Source organism: Delftia sp. JD2 (assembly GCF_001682645.1).
In the GTDB taxonomy this organism is placed as follows: Bacteria; Pseudomonadota; Gammaproteobacteria; order Burkholderiales; family Burkholderiaceae_C; genus Comamonas; species Comamonas acidovorans.
Window position 1 is genome coordinate 68876 of record NZ_LFJT01000022.1, and the last position, 19942, is coordinate 88817.

Consider the following 19942-nt stretch of genomic DNA (forward strand, 5'->3'; position numbering starts at 1 on the left):
GCACGGGCGCCGTCACGGGCCGCTGGCCGGGTCGGCCTGGCTGGCCTGGCTGGCTTGACTTTCGCCGAACATGAGGCGGTCGCGCAGTTCCTGCACTGCCACGCCATCGCGCAACAGGCGGAAGTACCAGCCACCGTCCTCGGTGTCGCCATACAGGCAGGCGCCGACCAGCCTGTCACCGCGCAGCACAAGCTTGCGGTACACGCCCGCGCCGGGGTCGCTGAGCACGATTTCCTCCGTGCCCTCGTCGCCGCGGAAATCGCCCGCGCTGAACAGATGGATGCCCGTGACCTTGAGCTTGGCCGAGGTCTGCGAGCCCGGATAGCGGCCGATGCCCATCTCCGCCAGGTGGTTGGCCAGCACCTTGCCCTGCTCGAACAGCGGCGCCACCAGCCCGTAGGCCACGCCCCGGTGCGCCGCGCACTCGCCCACGGCGTAGATGCGCGGGTCGGTCACGGTCTGCAGCGTGTCGCTGACCACGATGCCGCGCTGCACGTGCAGGCGCATCTGCTCGGCCAGCGTGGTCTCGGGCCGGATGCCCACGGCCATGACCACCAGCGAGGCCGGTGCCTCGCGCCCGTCCTGCAGGTGCACGCAGGCCACGCGGCCCTGGCCGTCGCCCGTCAGCGCCCGGGTCTGGGCCTGCATCAGAAAGCGCATGCCGCGCTCGGCCAGCGAGGCCTGCAGCAAGGCGGCGGCGGTTTCGTCCAGCTGGCGGTCCAGCAGGCGCTCGCCCGCATGCACCACGGTAACGTCCATGCCGCGCTTCATGAGTCCGTTGGCGGCCTCCAGGCCCAGCAGGCCGCCGCCGATGACCACGGCATGGCGGTGGCTGGCGGCCGCCGCGATCATGGCCTGGGTGTCGGCAATGTCGCGGTAGCCCAGCACGCCTTCCAGCTCGCGCCCGGGCACGGGCAGCATGAAGGGGCGCGAGCCCGTGGCCAGGATCAGCCGGTCGTACTCGGCGCTCACCGGCTGTCCGGCCGCGTCCACGGCGTGCACCACGCGGCGCGCCCGGTCGACTGCGTGCACGCGGCAGCCCGCATGCAGGGTGATGCCGTGTTGCGCATACCAGGACCAGTCGTTGAGGATGATCTCGTCCAGCCGCTGCTCGCCCGCCAGCACGGGCGACAGCATGATGCGGTTGTAGTTGGGGTGGGGCTCGGCCCCGAATACCGTGATCTCGTAGAGGTCGGGCGCGATCTTGAGCAGCTCCTCCAGCGTGCGCACGCCGGCCATGCCGTTGCCCACCATCACCAGCCTGGATTTTTTCATCGTGCCCCCGTTGCGGTTCGGAAAACAAAAAAGGCGTCCCCACGCTGCGCGGCCGATGGCTGCGCGCGGGGTGACGCCTTTGTCCCGGGCCGTGGCACGTCGTTGCGCCTGGCCCTGCGGCCCTGCATGGCCACGCCCTGGATTTAGCAAGCTGCGTGCCAGGCCTGCTGCCCTGTGGCGACTGATCGCCCGGGGACGCGAGTCCGCGCGGCCGTGCCAGGCTGGTGCGCCGCATGCATCAAAGCGGTGCGCGTGCTATCGATACGGTCCTATCAGATGTCTGAATCCAATGGAGGTTTTGTTTTTATTTGTTTCAAATGTGGCGATTCGGGGTAAAAACTTTGAACTCCGGCCAGCGGTTCGCTGGGCCGGATGGGGCACGCAGGATTTTTCTTCTTCAAGGGAGGATGCCTATGAGAGTGAATCTGCCGGTCAGTACGCGCGAGTACTCGTTTCCCAAGGGCCAGACCCTGGTCTCCACCACGGACCTGAAGGGCCGCATCCTCTACTGCAACCCGATGTTCATCGAGGTCAGCGGCTACGAGCGCGAAGACCTGCTGGGCCAGCCCCACAACATGATCCGCCACCCCGACATGCCCGAGGAAGCCTTCCGCGACATGTGGGAGACCATCTCGGCGGGCCTGCCCTGGTCCGCCCCCGTGAAGAACCGGCGCAAGAACGGCGACTTCTACTGGGTCATGGCCAATGTCACCCCGCTGATGGATGGCGACCGGCCCTCGGGCTACATGTCGGTGCGCACCGAGGCCACGCGCGAGCAGACCGATGCGGCCGAGCGCCTCTACGCCACCATGCGCGCCGAGAAGGACGCCGGGCGCCGGGTCCACGTGCTGCGTGCCGGCCACCTGCTGCGCAACAACCTGCGCGGCCGCCTGGCCAGCGCATTGAGCCTGGGCCTGGCCGGCAAGCTGGTGCTGATCTTCTTCATGGTGGTGGCGGCGGCCTTTGGCGCGGCGCTGGCCGGTGGGCATACGCTGGACGCATGGTCTGCGCTGGCCTGGCTGGCGGTCTGCATCTTCACGGGCCTGGCCGGGGCCTGGGCCTACCGGCTGACCGTGGCGCCGCTGGCGCAGATGGTGCTGCTGGCCAACCGCCTGGCGGCCGGCGACCTGACGCAGACCATACGCATCACGCGCAAGGACGTGGTGGGCGATCTGCAGAAGGCGCTGAGCCAGCTCAACGTGAACCTGCTGTCCATCGTGCGCGATGCGCGCGAGGAAAGCGACAAGATGCAGATCTCCAGCCGGGAAATCGCGCAGGGCAACCATGACCTGTCCGCGCGCACCGAAACCCAGGCGGGCAACCTGCAGCAGACGGCGGCCTCCATGGAGGAGATCACGGGCACCGTCAAGCACACGGCCGACTCGGCCCGCCAGGCCACGGACCTGGCCGCCCAGGCCAGCGAGGTGGCCGAACGCAGCAGCGGCGCCGTCGATGGCGTGGCCGCCACCATGAAGCAGATCCAGGCCGCGTCGGGGCGCATCGGAGAGATCACGCAGCTCATCGACTCCATCGCCTTCCAGACCAATATCCTGGCGCTGAACGCTGCGGTGGAGGCCGCGCGCGCAGGCGACCAGGGCCGGGGCTTTGCGGTCGTGGCGGCCGAGGTGCGCAGCCTCTCGCAGCGCACGCTGGCGGCGGCCAAGGAGATCCGCGAGCTCATCGACGATTCCGCCGCCAAGGTGCTGGACGGCAACCAGAGGACCGAGGTGGCGCAGAAGACCATGATCGAATCGCTGGATCTGGTGCGGCGCGTGAGCCTGCTGATCGGCGAGATCCACAGCGCCTCCAGCGAGCAGCTCAGCGGCATCTCGCAGGTCAACGCGGCCGTGGCGCATCTGGACAGCATCACGCAGCAGAACGCGGCCCTGGTCGAGCAGAACGCGGCATCGGCCATGGCCTTGCAGGCCCAGGCGCAGACCGTGTCGGAAACCGTGCAGGTGTTCCGGCTGGACGCCACGGGCCGCTCGCCTGCCGCAGCGGGCGATGCCGTGGCCCTGCGCCGGTCCATGAAGGCCCAGGCACAGAGCCAGTCACGCAGCCAGGTGCAGAGCCCGCCACAGATGCGGCAGGCGCGCGCGCAGCCGCAGAGGGTGCTGACCACGACCTGATCCCTGCGGGGTGCTGCGGCCGCTGGAAAACATCGTTGACACTTGGACGTGGCGCCGTCATGTGCGCTGCGCAGGCTTGCGCATACCATGTGGCTTTGTGTTGACCGGGCGACCGGATGAAGGAACGACCATGAACTCCAGCTCTTCCCTGGCCGCCGAACTGATGGCCCAACTGCAGGGCGCGCCCATGCAGCAGATGGCGGACCAGATCGGCGCCAGCCCCGCCCAGACCGAAAGCGCCGTGGGCGCGGCCCTGCCCGTGCTGCTGGCCTCGCTGGGCCGCAATGCGGCCGATCCGCAGGGCGCGGCCAATCTCTTCGGCGCGCTGCAGCGCGACCATGGCGCGGCCAGCGGCGGCGGCGGCGCCGGTGGCCTGGACCTCGGCGGCCTGCTGGGCTCGCTGCTGGGCGGCGGCGCAGGCGCGGGCGGCAATGCAGGTGGCGGGCTCGATGGCGCGGCCATCCTGGGCCACATCCTGGGCGGCAACCAGCAGCGCGCGCAGGACGGACTGGGCCAGGCCACGGGCCTGGGCAGCGGCGGCGCGGCCCAGCTGCTGCAGCTGCTGGCCCCCATCGTCATGTCCTTTCTTGCACAGCGCGTGAGCGCAGGCGGCATGGATGCCGGCGGCCTGGGCCAGGTGCTGGGCCGCGAGCATACGCAGGCGCAGCAGCAGGGCGGTCTGGGTGGTGGTTTGCTGGGCAGCCTGCTCGATCAGGATGGCGACGGCCAGGTAGGTCTCAGCGATCTGATGAAGATTGGTGGCAGTCTGCTGGGTGGTCGCCGCTGAAGGGCCGCATTCACTGAATCGGGCAGGGCCGGTGCGTGTGCATACACGCGCTGGCCCTGTTGCTTTTTGGGCGCAGTTCGGATGACACTAGAACCGAATTGGCGAACGACTGAAAGGCACCCATGACAGCAGTTGCAGACATTCTCAAGTCCAAGGCCAGCGGCGCGGTGTACAGCATCGCGCCTACCGATTCCGTGCTCGACGCGCTGCGGCTCATGGCCGACAAGGGCATTGGAGCCCTGCTCGTGATGGAGGGCAGCGAGATCGCAGGCATCGTCACCGAGCGCGACTACGCGCGCAAGATCGCGCTGCTGGGGCGCACCTCGGGCGCCACCCTGGTGCGCGACGTGATGACGCGCGACGTGCTCTTCGTCGGCCCCACCCAGACCACGCAGGAATGCATGGCGGTGATGACCGAGAACCGGCTGCGCCACCTGCCCGTGGTGGACGAGGGCGGCAAGCTGCTGGGCCTGATCTCCATCGGAGACCTGGTCAAGGACATCATCTCCGAGCAGAAGTTCATCATCGAGCAGCTGGAGCACTACATCTCGGGCCGGCACTGAGCCGGGGCTCGGCCGGCCCGCTCTGTGCAGGGCCTGGAAGGCGGCAGGACCGGCGAAGGTTCAGGCCGCCTTTTCCACATGCCCCTGGCGTGTGTAGAGGAAGTCGATCACCGCCTTGCGGCACTCGCGGTAGCGGTCGTCCTCGGCCAGCGCCACGCGGTTGCGCGGCCGGGCGATGCCGACTTCCAGCACCTCGCCGATGGTGGCTGCCGGGCCGTTGGTCATCATCACGATCTTGTCGGACAGCAGCACGGCCTCGTCCACATCGTGGGTGACCATGACCACGGTGCTTTGCGTGCGCGCCACGATCTCCAGCAGCTCGTCCTGCAGCTTGGCGCGCGTGAGCGCATCGAGCGCGCCGAAGGGCTCGTCCATCAGCAGCACCTGCGGCTCCATCGACAGCGCGCGCGCAATGCCCACGCGCTGCTTCATGCCGCCCGAGATTTCACCGGGCCGCTTGTGCGCGGCATGGGCCAGGCCCACCAGCTCCAGCGCGGCCAGGGTGCGTGCCTTGAGCTGGGCGCGGCTTTCCGTGCGGCCATAGACGCGCTCCACGGCCAGGTGGATGTTGCCCTCGCAGGTCAGCCAGGGCAGCAGCGAGTGGTTCTGGAAGACCACGGCGCGCTCGGGCCCGGGGCCCTTGATCTCCTTGTTGGCGCACAGCAGCACGCCCGTGGTGGGCGTGGTCAGGCCCGCGATCAGGTTCAGCAGGGTGGACTTGCCGCAGCCCGAGTGGCCGATCAGCGAGACGAATTCGCCCCGCGCAATGGTCAGGTCGATATTGCGCAGCGCCGGAAACAGGCCCTTGGCGGTCTTGAAGCTCTGCTCCACGCCCTGGACCTCGATGAACTTGGACGATGCATTCATGCCTTCACCTCTTCGAACGTAAATGCCGTTGCCAGCTTGACCAGGGCCATCTCCAGCAGCAGGCCCACGATGCCGATCACGAAGATCGCGATGATGATGTTCTTGACGTTGAGGTTGTTCCACTCGTCCCAGACCCAGAAGCCGATGCCCACGCCGCCGGTGAGCATCTCGGCCGCGACGATGACCAGCCAGGCCGTGCCCACGGCCAGGCGCACGCCGGTCAGCATGTAGGGCAGCACGGCGGGGAACAGGATGGTGGTGGCGATCTTCCATTCGCTGAGGTTGAGCACGCGCGCCACGTTCATGTAGTCCTGCGGCACGCGCTGCACGCCCACGGCGGTGTTGATGAGCATGGGCCAGATGGAGCAGATGAAGATGGTCCAGATGGCCGCCGGGTTGGCGCCCTTGAAGACCAGCAGGCCGATGGGCAGCCAGGCCAGCGGCGACACCGGGCGCAGCAGGCTGATCAGCGGGTTGAACATGCGCGACAGGAAGTTGAAGCGCCCGATCACGAAGCCGGCCGGAATGCCGACCAGCGCCGCCAGGCCAAAGCCCACGGCCACGCGCTGCAGCGAAGCGAGCACATTCCAGCCCACGCCCTGGTCATTGGGGCCGTTGCGGTAGAACGGGTCGCTGAAAATCTCCACCGCCTGCTGCCAGGTCGCCAGGGGCCCCGGAATGCTCTGGCCCGAGCCCGCGGCCACCAGGGACCACACGCCCACCAGCAAACCGAGGCCGCACAGCGGCGGCAGCACGGCCAGCCAGAAGGCACGCGAGAGCGCTGCCCAGTCGCGCGGGGCGGCGGGTGCCCGGGCCTGGGTGGCCGGCGCGGCTGGAGCGGCGGGCCCGGAGACCTGCGCGGAGATCGGTGTGGAGGCGGCTGCCGGCGCGGCAGCGGATTCGGCCGGGAAGTGGAAGACGGCGCTGACCATGGTGTGTTCCTCTGTGGGGTGGGGCTTCAAAGGGGATCTCTCAGGCCTTGATGGCAAAGCTGTCTGCGTACTTGCGCGGATCCTTGCCGTCCCAGACAGTGCCATCCATGAGCTTGCTGCTGCGCATCTCCGCCTTGGGCAGCGGGGCCTTGGCGGCGGTGGCGGCCTGCTGGTAGATGTCCAGGCGGTTGATGGAGCGGGCCACGCCCAGGTAGTCGGGGTGGTCCTTGAGCAGGCCCCAGCGCTTGTGCTGGGTCAGGAACCACATGCCGTCGGACAGGTAGGGGTAGCCCACGCTGCCGTCGCCGTAGAACTTCATGTGGTTGGGGTCGTCCCAGGTCTTGCCCATGCCGTCCTGGTAGCGGCCCAGGATGCGCTGGTTGATGGCGTCCACGCCGGTGTTCACATAGGCCTTGCCGGCGATGGTCTCGGCCATGCGGGTCTTGTTGGCCAGGCTCTCGTCGATCCAGCGGCTGGCCTCGATGATGGCCGCCGTCACGGCGCGTGCCGTGTTGGGGTTCTGGCGTGCGAACTCGGCCGTGGTGCCCAGCACCTTTTCGGGGTGGTCCTGCCAGATGGACTGGGTGGTGGCGGCCGTGACGCCGATGCCGTCCATGATGGCGCGGTGGTTCCAGGGCTCGCCCACGCAAAAGCCGTCCATGTTGCCCACGCGCATATTGGCCACCATCTGCGGCGGCGGCACGGTGATGACCTTGGCATCCTTGAGCGGGTGGATGCCGTTGGCCGCCAGCCAGTAGTACAGCCACATGGCGTGCGTGCCCGTGGGAAAGGTCTGGGCAAAGGTGTATTCGCGCTTTTCGCTGGCCATCAGCTTGGCCAGGCCCGCGCCATTGACGGCACCCTTGTCGGCCAGTTTCTTCGACAGCGATATGGCCTGGCCGTTGTGGTTGAGCGTCATCAGCACGGCCATGTCCTTCCTGGCGCCGCCCACGCCCAGGTGCACGCCGTAGACCAGGCCGTAGAGCACGTGGGCAAAGTCCAGCTCGCCGTTGACCAGCTTGTCGCGCACGCTGGCCCAGCTCGCTTCCTTGGAGGGAATGATCTTGACGCCGTACTTCTGATCGATCCCCAGCACCGAGGCCATGACCACGCTGGCGCAGTCGGTCAGCGGGATGAAGCCGATGCGCACCTCTTTCTTCTCTGGCGCATCCGAGCCGGCCGCCCAGGCGCCATGGTGGCCCAGCTGGGTGTAGAGCGCCGCACCGCCTGCCAGCGTGCCGGCCTGGCGCAGAAAGTCGCGCCGGGGCAGGGCCGGGCCGGCGGTGAGAGGGCCTGTGGTGGGCTTGGGGCTTGACGCCATGGCGGAACTCCTTCGATCGTCGGGAATGGAACACTTGCAAACGGGCCCTGTTCCAAGCAAAACGGCGTCCTCTCCAGCCGCGCTGCGCGGGGAGAGTGACGCCGTTGTCCTGGGGCCTTGAATCAAGACCGGGGTCCCGGCCGCCTTTGGCCGGGAGTTGCCAAAGTCAATGCAGAAAGCGTGCCAGGCCGTGTTCACAGGGGGCCATGCCGTCCATCGGCCTTGCAATCCTCGCCGGGCCACCTTCTGGTGCGTTCCATGGCACCAAGTCGGTGCTGCACTGCAGCATGGCTCGCACCGGCCCGGCGTTCAATGCGCAGGTGGCAGGAGATCGGCCATGGAAAGCACGGCCTGCGCCACATCGGCCAGGCGGCGGTTCTGGTTCATGGCGGTCTGGCGCAGCAGCTTGTGGGCCTCGCCTTCGCTGAGCTGGCGCCGCGCCATCAGCAGGCCCTTGGCGCGTTCCAGCAGCTTGCGCTCCGTGAGCGTGGCGCGCACGGTCTCCAGCTCGGCCTGCATGGCCTGCAGGCGCTGCGACTGGTCCTGCACCAGGTCCATCACGGAACGGTCCAATTGCGGCCCCAGCCGTGCGGCCGGCGGCTGCAGCTCGCCCGGCGCCAGCGTGGCCGAGACCGGCGTGGTCGCCAATGCCTGCGGCGCCTGCAGCAGCGTCTGCAGGGCGGCGCGGGCATCGGCAATGCGGTGCTGGCATTGCTGCTGCAGCTCGGCCGTCAGGCGGGCCTCGACGGTCTGCAGCGCGTCCATGCGCTGCGAGCAGTTGTCGAACCAGGGCTCGGCCATCTCCACGGACAAAGGCGCGCCCGCCGTGGCCGTGCAGCCCACGCGGCGCAGCCGCTCGATCACGGCCAGCGTGGCGTCGGCCGCGCTGCTTTCTTGCCACAGGGCCAGGGAATGGGGCGGCGCGAACTCCGCAAAGACCTGAAAGCAGCGCTCCTGCGAGGCGATCAGGTGCAGCCAGTGCTGCTGGCGCAGCGCATCGCTCACGCCCGCGCCGAACGCAGCCACGCCCGTGGCGCGCTCCTGGCCCGCGAACTCCTTGCCCTGCATGAAGTTGAACAAGGCCACCAGCAGGCGCGAGATGCCGGGCTCGGGCGCGCTGTCCGCCGCCTCGAAGACCACGGCCAGCAGGCCGGCCACCAGATCGATATAGAGGGCCGTGGCCGCCTCCGGCGACAGCGCGCGGCCGGCGACGCGCTCGCGCAGCGCGGGCAGGGCGTCCAGGCACTGCAGCACATGGGCGATGCGGCTGAACAGCCGCGCGCCATGGCCGGGGTGGCCGGTGAGTCCCGCACCGCCGGGCTGCATGTCCACCCGCTCGAAGCCGTCGCGCGCCGCAGCGGCCATGCGGTCGCACTCGGCCATCTGCGCCAGCCGTGCCGGGCCGCCGCGCGCGCCTGCGCTGGCCAGAAACACGTTGGACAGGCCGCGCTCCTTTTGCAGCGCATGGATGAGGCGGCTGAGCAGATCCACCAGGGCGCTGGTGCGCTGCAGTTGCTCCAGCTCGCCGATTTCGCACTGCCGCGCGGCCACAAGAAAGTTGAGAGCGGTTTTCATGGGGGCTTGGTCCTGTCTGCCTGCCTTGATGCAGTTTGCCTTGGTGCAAGGGGCCTGGATGCAATTCCCATGCCGGGGGCGTCGCGCGGTGCTTGCATGGGCACGGTATCGATGATTTGATAGAATTTTTTTAATGATTTGAAATTTTCGATACACAAACTGACGTGTAAGCGTGTCGAATGTTTGCAAAGCGAATGGGGCGGTTTTTCAAGAAAAGCCCCGTTCATCCGGCGCACATGGCAACGCAGACCACGGCATTGGGCTGCGCAATGCGGCAGTGAGGCTGAATCGGCATGAGTTTGAAATATCACGAGAAGATCGGTTTTTCCCCATGCATTCGCTGTTCATGACCGATGGGGTGTCCCGGTGGATGCCTGCGCGCTGGCGCAGCCCGGCATTTGCGTGCTGGCTGGCTTCGCTGCTGCCCTGCATGGCGCAGGGTCAGGTGCCTGCGGCTGCCCAGGATGGCGTCGCGTCGGCGCAATTGGCCGATGAGGGCGTCTGGTTCGCTGGATGGCATGCCCTCGGCCCGTGGGGCGCCGGTGCGTTCGTGGCCTTCCTGCTGGTGTGCTCGGTGCTCTACATCCGCATGCGCTGCAAGGCGCAGCGCCTGACGCAGTCGCTCAAGCAGAGCAATGAGAAATTGCTGCGCGCCAATGTGAAGCTCAAGCGCATCGCCTTCCGGGACCCGTTGACCGGTACGGCCAACCGGGCGCTGTTCGAATACCGGCTGGGCCGCACGATTGCGCGCGCCGACAGCTCGGTGGAGCAGCCGGGGCCCTGCGGGCCGGTGCGCGTGGGCCTGCTGTACATCGACCTGGATGGATTCAAGCCCATCAACGATGTGGAAGGCCATGCCGCCGGTGATGCGCTGCTGTGCCAGGTGGCCGTGCGCCTGGGCCATATGACGCGCAAATCGGACACGCTGGCTCGCGTGGGTGGCGACGAGTTCGTGCTGCTGCTCGGCTGCCTGGCTTCGGTGGACGACGCCGTGGCCATGGCAGGCCGCGTGCAGAAGGCCTTGAGCCAGCCGTTCGACCTGCCGGGAAAGGCGGTCTCCATCAGCAGCTCCATCGGCGTGGCCATCTATCCCGACCATGGCAAGAAGGAAAAGCTCATGGCGGCGGCCGATGCCGCCATGTACACGGCCAAGCGTGCCGGCGGGAACACCTACGCCATCTTCAAGGAAAGCATGCGCCAGGGCGTGGCCGCGCAGTTCGACCTGCAGCAGGCCCTGCGCCGCGCCGTGGCCAGCCAGCAGCTGGTGCTGTTCTATCAGCCCAAGATCGATACCCGCACGGGCCGCATCCGCAGCGTGGAGGCGCTGGCGCGCTGGAACCACCCGCAGTTCGGCCTGATCAGTCCCCGCGTGTTCATCCCGCTGGCCGAGCGCTTTGGCCTGATCAGCGAGATCGGCGACTGGGTCATCGACGAGGCCTGCCGCCAGACCGCGCAATGGGCGCGCGAGCGGCGCTTCATGCGGGTGTCCATCAATATCTCGGGCTACCAGCTCTTTCAGACGCGGCTGGCGCAGTTCATCGCCGAGGCGATCGCAAGGCACCACATCCGGCCCGAGCAACTGGTCTTCGAGATCACCGAGTCCGTGGCCATGGAGGACGACAAGACCACCATGGCCGTGATTGCCGAACTCACGGGCATGGGCGTGCAGATCTCCATCGACGACTTCGGCACCGGCTACTCCAGCCTGGCCCTGCTGCGCCAGCTGTGCGCCGACGAGGTGAAGATCGACCGCAGCTTTGTGCGCGACGTGGCCCTCAAGAGCGATGCGCGGGCGGTGGTCGATGCCATCGTGCGCCTGGCCCATGCGCTGGAACTGCGCGTGGTGGCCGAAGGCGTGACCAACCAGCAGCAGCGCGAAGTGCTGCAGGCGCTGGGCTGCGACGAGCTGCAGGGCTTTTACTTTGCCCGCCCCATGGATGCCCAGGCGCTGATCGCCAGCGAAATCTGGACCTCCGACGGCTTCGAGCCCGTGCGGTTCTCGCGCTCTTCCTACATAGACAACCTGTAGCGGAGCGCCGGCCGTGCAACTGCCCGCCTGCCAGGGGCCATTGAGGCCGGTGGCCGTGCGCCGCGCCCGCAGGTTCTACACTTCAGCCCCATGAGTTTGCTGATTCTGGGGATCGAATCCTCCTGCGATGAAACCGGCGTGGCCCTGGTCGAGGCCCCCGATGGCACGGGCGTGCCCACGCTGCTGTCCCATGCGCTGCACAGCCAGATCGACATGCACCGCGCCTACGGCGGCGTGGTGCCCGAGCTGGCCAGCCGGGACCACATCCGCCGCGTGCTGCCGCTGACCGAAAACGTGCTGGGCGAGTCCGGCCGCACGCTGGACCAGGTCGATGTGATCGCCTTCACGCGCGGCCCCGGCCTGGCCGGCGCGCTGCTGGTGGGTGCGGGCGTGGCCTGCGCCATGGCTGCGGCATTGAACAAGCCCGTGCTGGGCGTGCACCACCTGGAAGGCCATCTGCTGTCGCCCTTCCTGAGCGCCGATCCCCCCGAATTCCCCTTCGTGGCCCTGCTGGTCTCGGGCGGCCATACGCAGCTGATGCGCGTGGACGGCGTGGGCAGCTACGCCATCCTGGGCGAGACCATCGATGACGCGGCCGGCGAGGCCTTCGACAAATCGGCCAAGCTCATGGGCCTGCCCTATCCGGGCGGTCCCGTGCTCTCGCGCCTGGCCGAAGGCGGCGATGCCCAGGCCTTCAAGCTGCCCCGGCCGCTGCTGCATTCGGGCGACCTGGACTTCTCCTTCGCCGGCCTGAAGACGGCCGTGCTGACACAGGCGAAGAAGCTGGGCGAAGACCTGGAGGCGCGCAAGGCCGACCTGGCCGCCAGCACGCAGGCCGCCATCGTCGAGGTGCTGGTCAAGAAGACCCTGGCCGCGCTGCAGCAGACCGGCATGAAGCGCGTGGTCGTGGCCGGCGGCGTGGGTGCCAACCGGCTGCTGCGCTCCCAGCTGGATGCGGCCTGCGCCAAGCGCAAGCTGCGCGTGCACTACCCCGAGCTGCACCTGTGCACCGACAACGGCGCCATGATCGCCATGGCCGCCGCCATGCGCCTGCAGGCGGGCCGGGAAGTGGCCAACAGGCACTACGCCTTCGACGTCAAGCCGCGCTGGCCGCTCGATTCGCTGGCCTGATTCTTCGGCCGCCTCTGCCTTCCCCATCGCCGCGCTGTGCGGCGGGCCACCTCGAGGCGCAGCCTGTGCAGCACAAAAAAAGCCCGGCATGTGCCGGGCTTTGAAAACGGGCTGTCACCTTGCTAAGAGGAGGGAAGAAAGGATTGGTTGACAGCCCGGGTGCACAAACTCGCTGACCGGATTTACTGGATGCTCAGCGTGGTGGCCTTGCTCTGCGGCTCCAGGCGGGCCAGGGACAGCGTGAGCACGCCGTTTTCCAGCTTTGCGTTGCTGGCGGCAGTGTCGATCTCATGGTCCAGCTCCCAGGCGCGCTGCACCTGGCGGGGCGCACCCTCGACGCTGGACAGACGGACCACGGCGCCTTCGATGCTCAGCTGCAGCTGCTCGCGGGACAGGCCGGGCACATCCAGCTGCAGCGTCGTGGCCTTTTCATCGCGCTGCACCTGCACCGACGAGGGGGAGGGGGCGGCGTTGCCCAGGGTGCCTTGCAGGAAGCGCTGCAGGGCCAGATCGGCGGCTTGGGGGTTGAAGGCGTTGCGGCGGAGAACAGGCGAGAAGATCATGGTGAAGTGGCTCCTATAAACTGCGCGGCTTCATCGAAGTTGTCGCCGCATGGAGCGTAGTTGAGCGGCGTTGAACGCATTTCAAGAGGGAAAAAGCCATGAATAAATTGCGCCGCAAGGTCTTGAAAAGCGGTGCCATGGCGCTATTTGCTGCGCCCGCGCTGGCGGCCCTGGCCGCAAACGAACGCGGACAGCCCGTGCCCCCGCCGCGCGGCGAGCCCATACGGCTGGCGCTGATCGAAAGCCTGTCCGGCCCCTTTGCCAACACGGGCGAGGCCGTGTTCCGCAACCTGCTGTGGGCCACCGAGCGCGTGAATGCGCGCGGCGGTGTGCCACTGCCGGCCGCGCAGGGCGGCGCCCGGCCCCTGGCCATCGAACGCCATGACAGCAAGGGCCAGAACGAGGAGGCGCTGTCCGCGCTGCGCGCAGCCATCGACGGCGGTGCGCGCGTGGTCATGCAGGGCAATTCATCGGCCGTGGCGGCCGTGCTGGTCGATGCCATTGCCAAGCACAACGAGCGCGATCCGGCCCGGCGCGTGCTGTACCTGAACTACTCGGCCGTCGATCCTGCGCTCACCAACGAGCGCTGCAGCTTCTGGCACTTTCGCTTCGACGCCCATGCCGACATGCGCATGGCCGCGCTGATGCAGGTGCTGCGCGAGGACGCGGCCGTGCGCAGCGCCTACCTGATCGGGCAGGACTACAGCTTTGGCCAGGCCGTGCTGCGCGAGGCACGGCGCCAGCTGGCCGCGCAGCGGCCCGATGTGGCCATCGTGGGCGACGAGCTGCACCCCGTGGGGCGCGTCAAGGACTTTGCGCCCTATGCCGCCAAGATCAAGGCCAGCGGCGCCCAGGCCGTGATCACAGGCAACTGGGGCAACGATCTGATGCTGCTGGTCAAGGCCGCGCGGGAGGCGGGTTTTGACGGCCGCTTCTACACCTTCTACGGCAATGCGCTGGGCGCGCCAGCCGCTTTAGGCGAGGCCGGCGTGGGCAAGGTGCTGGCCGTGGCCGACTGGCTGCCCAACGTGCCGGGCCCTGATAGCCAGGCCTTCTACAAGGCATTCCGCGAGCGCTTTCCCAGGCCTGCCGATGACTATGTGCACATGCGCATGCAACTGATGATCGAGGCCCTGGCCCAGTCCATGGCGCGTGCGGGCAGCACCGACACGGTGGCCGTGGCGCAGGCGCTGGAAAGCGCCGAGGTGGCGCTGGCCGGGCGCAAGGGCCGCATGCGCGCGGCCGACCACCAGTTCCAGCAGGCGCTGGTGGTCGGCGTCATGGACAGGCAGGGCGCGCCCGGCGTGCCCTTCGATGTGGAGGGCTCGGGCTACGGCTTCCGCGTGGTGCGAGAGATCGAGGCGGCGCGTGCCGAGCAGCCTGCGATGTGCCGCATGCGCCGGCCCTGACCGCCTCGACGGTTTGGATGGCCCGGATCAGCGGCCCATGGCCGCCGCGACTTCCTGGCCCAGTTCGATCACGGACAGCGCGTAGTAGCTGGACCAGTTGTAGCGCGTGATGGCATAGAAGTTCTCCGTGCCCGCGATGTACAGCGGCTGGCCCTGCGCGCCGTTCTCCAGCTTGACCAGGGCCAGCGGCCCTTGATGCGCCGCGCCGCTGCCCGGCAGTTGCACGCCGCGCGCAGCCATCTCGTCGGCCGTGAACTGGGGCAGGATGTCGGGCGCCAGCAGGGCGGCCAGGTCGGCGCCCTGGGCCTGCATGATCACAGGGTAGTGGGTGGGCATGCCGCTTTTCCAGCCATGCGCGACAAAGTAGTTGGCCACCGAGCCGATGGCGTCGGCCGCGCTGCCGAACAGGTCGATGCGGTCGTCACCGTCGAAGTCCACTGCCCACTTCACCCAGCTGCTGGGCATGAACTGGCCCATGCCCATGGCGCCCGCGTAGCTGCCGCGCAGCGAGAACGGGTCCGTTGCGGCGCGGTGCGTGAAGCGCAGGAACTGCTCCAGCTCGCCGCGGAAGTACTCGGTGCGTGCCTGCGCGCGGGGGTGGGCTGCGGGGAAGTCGAAGCTCAGCGTGGCCAGGGCGTCGATCACGCGGAAGTTGCCCATCTGCTGGCCGTAGATGGTCTCCACGCCGATGATGCCGACGATGATTTCGGCCGGCACGCCGTACTGCTTTTCGGCACGCGCCAGCGCGGCGGCATTGGCCTGCCAAAAGCGTGTTCCGGCGCGTATGCGCACGGGCTCGACAAAGCGGCTGCGGTAGACGCCCCAGTTCTTGGCCGTGCCCTGGGCAGCCGGCGTCATCAGGCGGGGAACCTGGGGCAGAAAGCGCGCCTGGGCGATGGTGTCGCGCACCCAGTCCACCGGCAGGTCGTGGCGCATCGCAATGTCGGCGGCCATCTGCATGGCATCAGGCCGTTCTCCGTAGGGGGTGCTGCCCTGCACGGTCCTGGCCACGGCGGCGCCGCCTGCCGCCGTGGCGGCGGCAGCAGCGGCCGTGCGCTTTTTCGTGGAAGGTTTGGCCGTGGACTTGGCGGCAGTCTTGGCTGCGCCGGTCTGGGCGGGCGCCGGCTTGCTCGCCAGCGCGCCGCAGGGCAGGGCGGCGGCCGCAAGCAGCAGCAGCAGGGCGGAAGGGATCAGTCGTTGCTTGGTCATGGTGTGCTTGTCGTGGGGCCGGCAGCGGCGGCTTGTGGCCGTGGCTGCGGATTGCGTGGCCAGTCCAGCGCCCGCCATTGGCGTCGCAGGGCGGGCAGGCCGGGGGTATCGGGTGCGGAATTGGGTGCGGACTGGGGTGCGGATCGGGGGACGGATTGGGGGGCGCGTGCGTAGCGCTGGCGCTCCATGTCCAAAAGCCAGTCGCGCAGGGCCTTGGCGGCCGTGGCGTCGTCCTGGCCCCAGCGGTCCATGACCTGGGCTGCCAGCGCGCGCGGGGGCAGGCTGGCGTCGGCCTGCAGGCCAATGCGGCGCAGCCGGGCGCGGGTCCTGTCCATCAGGCGCAGCCATTCATCGCGGCTGTTGCGCTGGGCGCGGGCCATCCAGGCCAGCCAGGCCAGAGCGGCCACGCCGGCCAGCGCGCCCAGCAGGCGCAGCATGTCCACCCACGATGGCGACTGCACGCCCAGGTTCTTGAGCAGGTCCAGCTGGCGGCTTTGCGTGTAGTTCAGCACCCACTGGTTCCAGCCGTTGTTGACGGCCTCCCACACGGCGCGCATCTGCTGCAGCATGCCCACGCCCACGAAGTTGCCCACGGCGCCCGCAATGGCACCCTGGGGCGCGCGCAGGCGCTGGAACTCGCCCACGCGCGACGGGGCCACGGCGCCGGTGGGGTCAATGCGCACCCAGCCCTCGTCCGCCAGCCAGACCTCGGTCCAGGCGTGGGCGTCGGCGTTGCGCACGGTCCAGTAGCCATCGACAGGGTTGCGCTCGCCGCCCTGGTAGCCGGTGACGATGCGGGCAGGCACGCCCATGCCGCGCATCAGCACGGCGAAGGCCGAGGCGATGTGCTCGCAGAATCCCTCTTTGCTGTCGAACCAGAAATCATCGGCCGTGTGCACGCTGTCCACCACGCCGGGCTCCAGCGTGTAGGTGTAGCCGCCCGTGCGCAGGCGCGCCAGCGCGGCCTGTACCCAGGCGCGGGGCGGGGCGTCGGCCAGTTGCGGGTCGGCGCGCATCTGCCGGGCCAGCTCCAGCGTGCGCGGGTTGCTGCCTTCGGGCAGCTGGGTGTAGCGGCGCAGGGCGCGGGTGGGCTGCCGCGGCCCGTAGCTGAACTGCACATGGCTTTGGGCGCTGATGCGCACCACGTCGGTGATGGGGCGCCAGGTCAGCCATTGCAGCTGGGGCGTCATGCGGGCGCTGCCCATGCCCGGGGGCAGCTCGGGAGCCCTGGCCGCGGCGTCCAGCAGGGGCAGCCAGGGGCGGCGGCTGGGCTCGATGGTCATCTGGTAGCTCACGCCCTCGCCGGAGACGCGCAACTGCGCGTCCTCCAGTACGGCCTCCGTGTCCATCTGCCATTCCTGCCCGTCAAAGCGCGACAGAACGGGCCCCCGGAAATACAGGGTGTTGGCAGGCGGAGGAGCACCATCGGGCGTATCGAAGCGCAGGCGCAGGGCCACGTTTTCGTCCAGCACCAGCGAGGCCATGGAGCCCACGCGCATGTTTTCCGACAGGCCGCTGCGGCCGGCCAGGTCGTTGCTGGGCACACCCCACAGCGGCGCCATGCGCGGGAAGAACAGGAACAGCGCCACCATGACCGGCGTACCCCACAGCGCCAGCAGGGCTGCCGTGCGCAGCGCCTGCGTCAGCGGCGGGCGGCCGGCGGTCATGTGGGCATTGACCAGGGCCGTGAGCAGGCCCAGCAGGCCCAGCACCATGGCCAGGGCCAGCAGCAGGGACTGCGAGTAGAAGAAGTTGGCCAGCAGCGCGAAGAAGCCCAGGAAGAACACCACCATGGCATCGCGCCGGGCGCGCAGCTCCAGCGTCTTGAGCGCCAGCAGCAGCACGATCAGGGTCACGCCCGCATCGCGCCCGATAAAGGTGCCGTGCGAGACCCAGGTGGCGCCCACGGCCAGCAGCAGCAATCCACCCAGCACCCAGCGGCCGGGCAGGGGCTGGCCGCGCCAGGCCAGCAGGCCGCGCCACAGCAGCAGGCCGGCCACGAAGACCATGGTCCACCAGGGCGTGTGGGCGGCCTGGGGCATCAGCACCCAGGCGACCACGGCCAGCAGGAACAGGGTGTCGCGCGCATCGCGCGGCAGGGCGGCCAGGCGCTGGCGCCAGGGGGCCGCGGGCTGCGCAATGGCTTGGAAGGAGGAGGGCATGGACGTGCGATTCATGGGCAGGCCGCCAGGGCTTCCAGGCAGAGCGTGGCGTGGGCCGCGCCCTGGTCAGGGGCGATCTCGCGGCCGTCGGGCAGGCGCAGGCCCCAGGTCAGGTCCTGCTGGCGCGCGACCAGCACCCAGGCGGTCAGGCGGCTGAGGCGGGCCTCGGGGTCGGCCAGGCCGGTGGCCTTGGCGTCCAGCCACAGGCGGTGCTGCTGGGACAGCGGGCGGTCGCGGCTCACCAGCTGGTCACTGCCCGTGGCAAAGGCCTGGGCGGCCTTTTTCCAGACCACCAGCTTGAGCGCATCACCGCGCCGGTAGGCACGCACGCCATCGAACTCGTCGCCATGGCGCGTGGAGGCCGCGCTGCGGCCGCCGGCATCGGCACTGGCCGCAGGCAGGGGCGGGGGATTGTGTTCGGGCGCCGGGTAGATCCAGGCCTGGGTCTGCGCGCGCCACAGCGCCCAGACGCGGAAGGTGCCCAGCGGGTAGCGCGTGGCTGCCGTGATCGTGGGCAGCGATTGCAGGCCCCGGCGCAGTGGCGTGAAAGCCAGTTGCGCCGTGGTGCTGCCCTGTGCCGGGACATCGATCCAGGTCCAGTCGGTGGCCGCCGTATCGCCCTGCACGGCCAGGCCTATGCCCCAGCGCGTGCTGCGGCGTGCGTTGTGCAGCACCACGTCGAAGCGGCAGGGCTGGCCGGCAAAGCTGCCGGCCAGCGGCAGCAGGTGCAGCGCCAGGCCGCGCAGATTGCCGTGGCCGACCACCATGCCCGCTGCCGCGCTGCCGGCCAGCAGGAACGTCAGCAGATAACCCAGGTTGAGCTGGTAGTTGATGGCGGCCACCAGCAGCACGCACAGCGTCAGCGCCAGGGCCCAGCCTGCACGCGACGGCATGATGTAGACATTGCGCTGGGTCAGCTTCAGGCTGTCCGTGCGGGGCAGGCGGGCATGCCACCACTGGCGCACGCGCCGCGCGGGAGACCAGCGCTGGCGCAGCGATGCCCCCGGCTGGGGGGCGCCGGGCGAAGACGCGGGGGCGGCCGGCATCAGCGCAGCGCCACGGCGTCCAGCATGGCGCGCACCTGCTCCACGGCGCCCCGGCCTGAGGAGCCTATGGGCACCAGGCGGTGGGCCGCCGTCTGCGGCAGGATGGCCTGCACATCGTCGGGCGCCACGTAGTCGCGCCCTTCCATCAGGGCCACGGCCCGGGCCGCGCGCAGCAGCGCAATGCCCGCGCGAGGCGACAGGCCCTGCACGAACCACTGGCCCGAGCGCGTGGCTTCCAGCAGGTCCTGCACATAGTCGAGCAGGGCATCGCTGGCATGCACCTGGAGCACGGCTGCCTGCAGGTCCTGCAGCTCCTGCGTGGTCAGCAGCGGTGCCAGCGCGTCGGCCTGGGCGCGCCGGCCATTGCCGGACAGTAGGGATCGCTCGGCCGCGCGGTCGGGATAGCCCAGGCTGATGCGCATCAGGAAGCGGTCCAGCTGGCTTTCGGGCAGCGGGAAGGTGCCCAGCTGTTCCTGCGGGTTCTGGGTGGCGATCACGAAGAAGGGCTCGGGCAGGCGGTGCGTGCGGCCCTCGGCCGAGACCTGTCGCTCCTCCATGGCTTCGAGCAGGGCGCTCTGCGTCTTGGGGCTGGCGCGGTTGATCTCGTCGGCCAGCAGCACCTGGGCGAAAACGGGGCCCGGGTGGAAGACAAAGGTCTCGCTGGCGCGCTCGTAGATGGACACGCCGGTGAGGTCGCTGGGCATGAGGTCGGCCGTGAACTGCACGCGCGAGAACTGCAGCCCGAAGCTGTGTGCCAGCGCATGCGCCAGCGTGGTCTTGCCCACGCCGGGAACGTCTTCCAGCAGCAGGTGTCCCCCGGCCAGCAGGCAGGCCACACTGTCGCGGACCTGAGCCGGTTTCCCTACAACCACCGTGTTAAGCTGATCCAGAAGCGCCTTGATCTTGTGTGTTGCTTGCATGGCGCGACGTTATCCTAAAAAAAA

16 protein-coding genes are annotated in these 19942 nt (G+C 68.9%); 6 read left to right on the forward strand and 10 right to left on the reverse strand.

Going from position 1 to position 19942, the window contains the following annotated elements; translation table 11 throughout:
* Positions 1 to 12: 12 nt before the first annotated feature.
* Positions 13 to 1275 (reverse strand): NAD(P)/FAD-dependent oxidoreductase, encoded by a 1263-nt coding sequence (locus ACM14_RS14195; RefSeq protein ID WP_084027375.1) that lies wholly within the window; start codon positions 1273 to 1275, stop codon positions 13 to 15.
* A gap of 413 nt (positions 1276 to 1688) precedes the next feature.
* On the opposite strand from ACM14_RS14195, the gene ACM14_RS14200 reads away from it, so the two are divergent.
* From ACM14_RS14200 to ACM14_RS14210, 3 genes are all read left to right on the forward strand, one after another.
* Complete coding sequence (locus ACM14_RS14200; protein WP_065346495.1) at positions 1689 to 3404, forward strand: PAS domain-containing methyl-accepting chemotaxis protein; 1716 nt, start codon at positions 1689 to 1691, stop codon at positions 3402 to 3404.
* Between the two features lie 130 nt (positions 3405 to 3534).
* The gene (locus ACM14_RS14205) at positions 3535 to 4191 is read left to right on the forward strand and encodes a DUF937 domain-containing protein (protein WP_065346496.1); all 657 of its coding nucleotides are present in this window, start codon (positions 3535 to 3537) and stop codon (positions 4189 to 4191) included.
* Between the two features lie 122 nt (positions 4192 to 4313).
* Positions 4314 to 4754 (forward strand): CBS domain-containing protein, encoded by a 441-nt coding sequence (locus ACM14_RS14210; RefSeq protein WP_012204294.1) that lies wholly within the window; start codon positions 4314 to 4316, stop codon positions 4752 to 4754.
* Positions 4755 to 4814: 60 nt separating this feature from the next.
* On the opposite strand, the gene ACM14_RS14215 is transcribed toward ACM14_RS14210, so the two are convergent.
* The 4 genes from ACM14_RS14215 to ACM14_RS14230 form a co-directional block, all read right to left on the reverse strand.
* Positions 4815 to 5621, reverse strand: a complete 807-nt coding sequence (locus ACM14_RS14215) for an ABC transporter ATP-binding protein (protein ID WP_013803472.1) — start codon at positions 5619 to 5621, stop codon at positions 4815 to 4817.
* The gene (ntrB, locus tag ACM14_RS14220; protein ID WP_063326783.1) at positions 5618 to 6553 is read right to left on the reverse strand and encodes a nitrate ABC transporter permease; all 936 of its coding nucleotides are present in this window, start codon (positions 6551 to 6553) and stop codon (positions 5618 to 5620) included. The genes ACM14_RS14215 and ntrB overlap by 4 nt, the downstream gene beginning before the upstream one ends.
* A gap of 40 nt (positions 6554 to 6593) precedes the next feature.
* A complete protein-coding gene (locus tag ACM14_RS14225; protein WP_065346497.1) occupies positions 6594 to 7874 on the reverse strand; it encodes a CmpA/NrtA family ABC transporter substrate-binding protein in 1281 nt (426 codons plus the stop codon).
* 309 nt (positions 7875 to 8183) lie between these two features.
* On the reverse strand, positions 8184 to 9449 hold the full coding sequence (locus tag ACM14_RS14230) for a nitrate regulatory protein (RefSeq protein ID WP_065346498.1): 1266 nt from the start codon (positions 9447 to 9449) through the stop codon (positions 8184 to 8186).
* 331 nt (positions 9450 to 9780) lie between these two features.
* Between ACM14_RS14230 and ACM14_RS14235 the strand changes: the two genes are divergently transcribed.
* Both ACM14_RS14235 and tsaD read left to right on the forward strand, forming a co-directional pair.
* Positions 9781 to 11478 carry a bifunctional diguanylate cyclase/phosphodiesterase gene (locus tag ACM14_RS14235; protein WP_065346499.1) on the forward strand — a complete coding sequence of 566 codons (1698 nt, stop codon included), beginning with the start codon at positions 9781 to 9783 and terminating at the stop codon, positions 11476 to 11478.
* Between the two features lie 90 nt (positions 11479 to 11568).
* Positions 11569 to 12609, forward strand: coding sequence for a tRNA (adenosine(37)-N6)-threonylcarbamoyltransferase complex transferase subunit TsaD (gene tsaD, locus ACM14_RS14240; protein WP_065346500.1), 1041 nt, complete (start codon positions 11569 to 11571; stop codon positions 12607 to 12609).
* Positions 12610 to 12791: 182 nt separating this feature from the next.
* Here the strand turns inward: tsaD and ACM14_RS14245 are convergent, their stop codons facing one another.
* Entirely contained in the window at positions 12792 to 13172 is a 381-nt protein-coding gene (locus ACM14_RS14245; RefSeq protein ID WP_065346501.1) for an Hsp20/alpha crystallin family protein, read from the reverse strand.
* A 98-nt stretch (positions 13173 to 13270) separates the two neighbouring features.
* Here ACM14_RS14245 and ACM14_RS14250 point away from each other — a divergent pair, with 98 nt between their 5' ends.
* Entirely contained in the window at positions 13271 to 14581 is a 1311-nt protein-coding gene (locus tag ACM14_RS14250) for a branched-chain amino acid ABC transporter substrate-binding protein (protein WP_065346502.1), read from the forward strand.
* A gap of 27 nt (positions 14582 to 14608) precedes the next feature.
* Here ACM14_RS14250 and mltB read toward each other — a convergent pair whose 3' ends face one another.
* From mltB to ACM14_RS14270, 4 genes are read right to left on the reverse strand one after another with little or no spacing between them, the layout of a single operon-like run.
* Positions 14609 to 15790: a lytic murein transglycosylase B gene (gene mltB / locus ACM14_RS14255; RefSeq protein ID WP_065346512.1), complete on the reverse strand. Its 1182-nt coding sequence runs from the start codon at positions 15788 to 15790 to the stop codon at positions 14609 to 14611.
* A complete protein-coding gene (locus ACM14_RS14260; protein ID WP_065346503.1) occupies positions 15787 to 17967 on the reverse strand; it encodes a DUF3488 and transglutaminase-like domain-containing protein in 2181 nt (726 codons plus the stop codon). The genes mltB and ACM14_RS14260 overlap by 4 nt, the downstream gene beginning before the upstream one ends.
* The gene (locus tag ACM14_RS14265; protein ID WP_065346504.1) at positions 17964 to 18998 is read right to left on the reverse strand and encodes a DUF58 domain-containing protein; all 1035 of its coding nucleotides are present in this window, start codon (positions 18996 to 18998) and stop codon (positions 17964 to 17966) included. The genes ACM14_RS14260 and ACM14_RS14265 overlap by 4 nt, the downstream gene beginning before the upstream one ends.
* The gene (locus tag ACM14_RS14270; RefSeq protein ID WP_013803463.1) at positions 18998 to 19918 is read right to left on the reverse strand and encodes a MoxR family ATPase; all 921 of its coding nucleotides are present in this window, start codon (positions 19916 to 19918) and stop codon (positions 18998 to 19000) included. Before ACM14_RS14270 ends, ACM14_RS14265 begins: the two co-directional genes overlap by 1 nt.
* Positions 19919 to 19942: the final 24 nt, after the last annotated feature.

What these genes read in the sequence shown, in the direction of transcription:
- ACM14_RS14260 (WP_065346503.1), bottom strand. Translation starts at nt 17,967, where the DNA reads ATGAATCGCACGTCCATGCCCTCCTCCTTCCAAGCCATTGCGCAGCCC.
- ACM14_RS14250 (WP_065346502.1), top strand. Translation starts at nt 13,271, where the DNA reads ATGAATAAATTGCGCCGCAAGGTCTTGAAAAGCGGTGCCATGGCGCTA.
- ACM14_RS14205 (WP_065346496.1), top strand. Translation starts at nt 3,535, where the DNA reads ATGAACTCCAGCTCTTCCCTGGCCGCCGAACTGATGGCCCAACTGCAG.
- ACM14_RS14265 (WP_065346504.1), bottom strand. Translation starts at nt 18,998, where the DNA reads ATGCCGGCCGCCCCCGCGTCTTCGCCCGGCGCCCCCCAGCCGGGGGCA.
- mltB (WP_065346512.1), bottom strand. Translation starts at nt 15,790, where the DNA reads ATGACCAAGCAACGACTGATCCCTTCCGCCCTGCTGCTGCTGCTTGCG.
- ACM14_RS14270 (WP_013803463.1), bottom strand. Translation starts at nt 19,918, where the DNA reads ATGCAAGCAACACACAAGATCAAGGCGCTTCTGGATCAGCTTAACACG.
- ntrB (WP_063326783.1), bottom strand. Translation starts at nt 6,553, where the DNA reads ATGGTCAGCGCCGTCTTCCACTTCCCGGCCGAATCCGCTGCCGCGCCG.
- ACM14_RS14195 (WP_084027375.1), bottom strand. Translation starts at nt 1,275, where the DNA reads ATGAAAAAATCCAGGCTGGTGATGGTGGGCAACGGCATGGCCGGCGTG.
- ACM14_RS14200 (WP_065346495.1), top strand. Translation starts at nt 1,689, where the DNA reads ATGAGAGTGAATCTGCCGGTCAGTACGCGCGAGTACTCGTTTCCCAAG.
- ACM14_RS14210 (WP_012204294.1), top strand. Translation starts at nt 4,314, where the DNA reads ATGACAGCAGTTGCAGACATTCTCAAGTCCAAGGCCAGCGGCGCGGTG.
- ACM14_RS14235 (WP_065346499.1), top strand. Translation starts at nt 9,781, where the DNA reads ATGCATTCGCTGTTCATGACCGATGGGGTGTCCCGGTGGATGCCTGCG.
- ACM14_RS14230 (WP_065346498.1), bottom strand. Translation starts at nt 9,449, where the DNA reads ATGAAAACCGCTCTCAACTTTCTTGTGGCCGCGCGGCAGTGCGAAATC.
- ACM14_RS14245 (WP_065346501.1), bottom strand. Translation starts at nt 13,172, where the DNA reads ATGATCTTCTCGCCTGTTCTCCGCCGCAACGCCTTCAACCCCCAAGCC.
- ACM14_RS14225 (WP_065346497.1), bottom strand. Translation starts at nt 7,874, where the DNA reads ATGGCGTCAAGCCCCAAGCCCACCACAGGCCCTCTCACCGCCGGCCCG.
- tsaD (WP_065346500.1), top strand. Translation starts at nt 11,569, where the DNA reads ATGAGTTTGCTGATTCTGGGGATCGAATCCTCCTGCGATGAAACCGGC.
- ACM14_RS14215 (WP_013803472.1), bottom strand. Translation starts at nt 5,621, where the DNA reads ATGAATGCATCGTCCAAGTTCATCGAGGTCCAGGGCGTGGAGCAGAGC.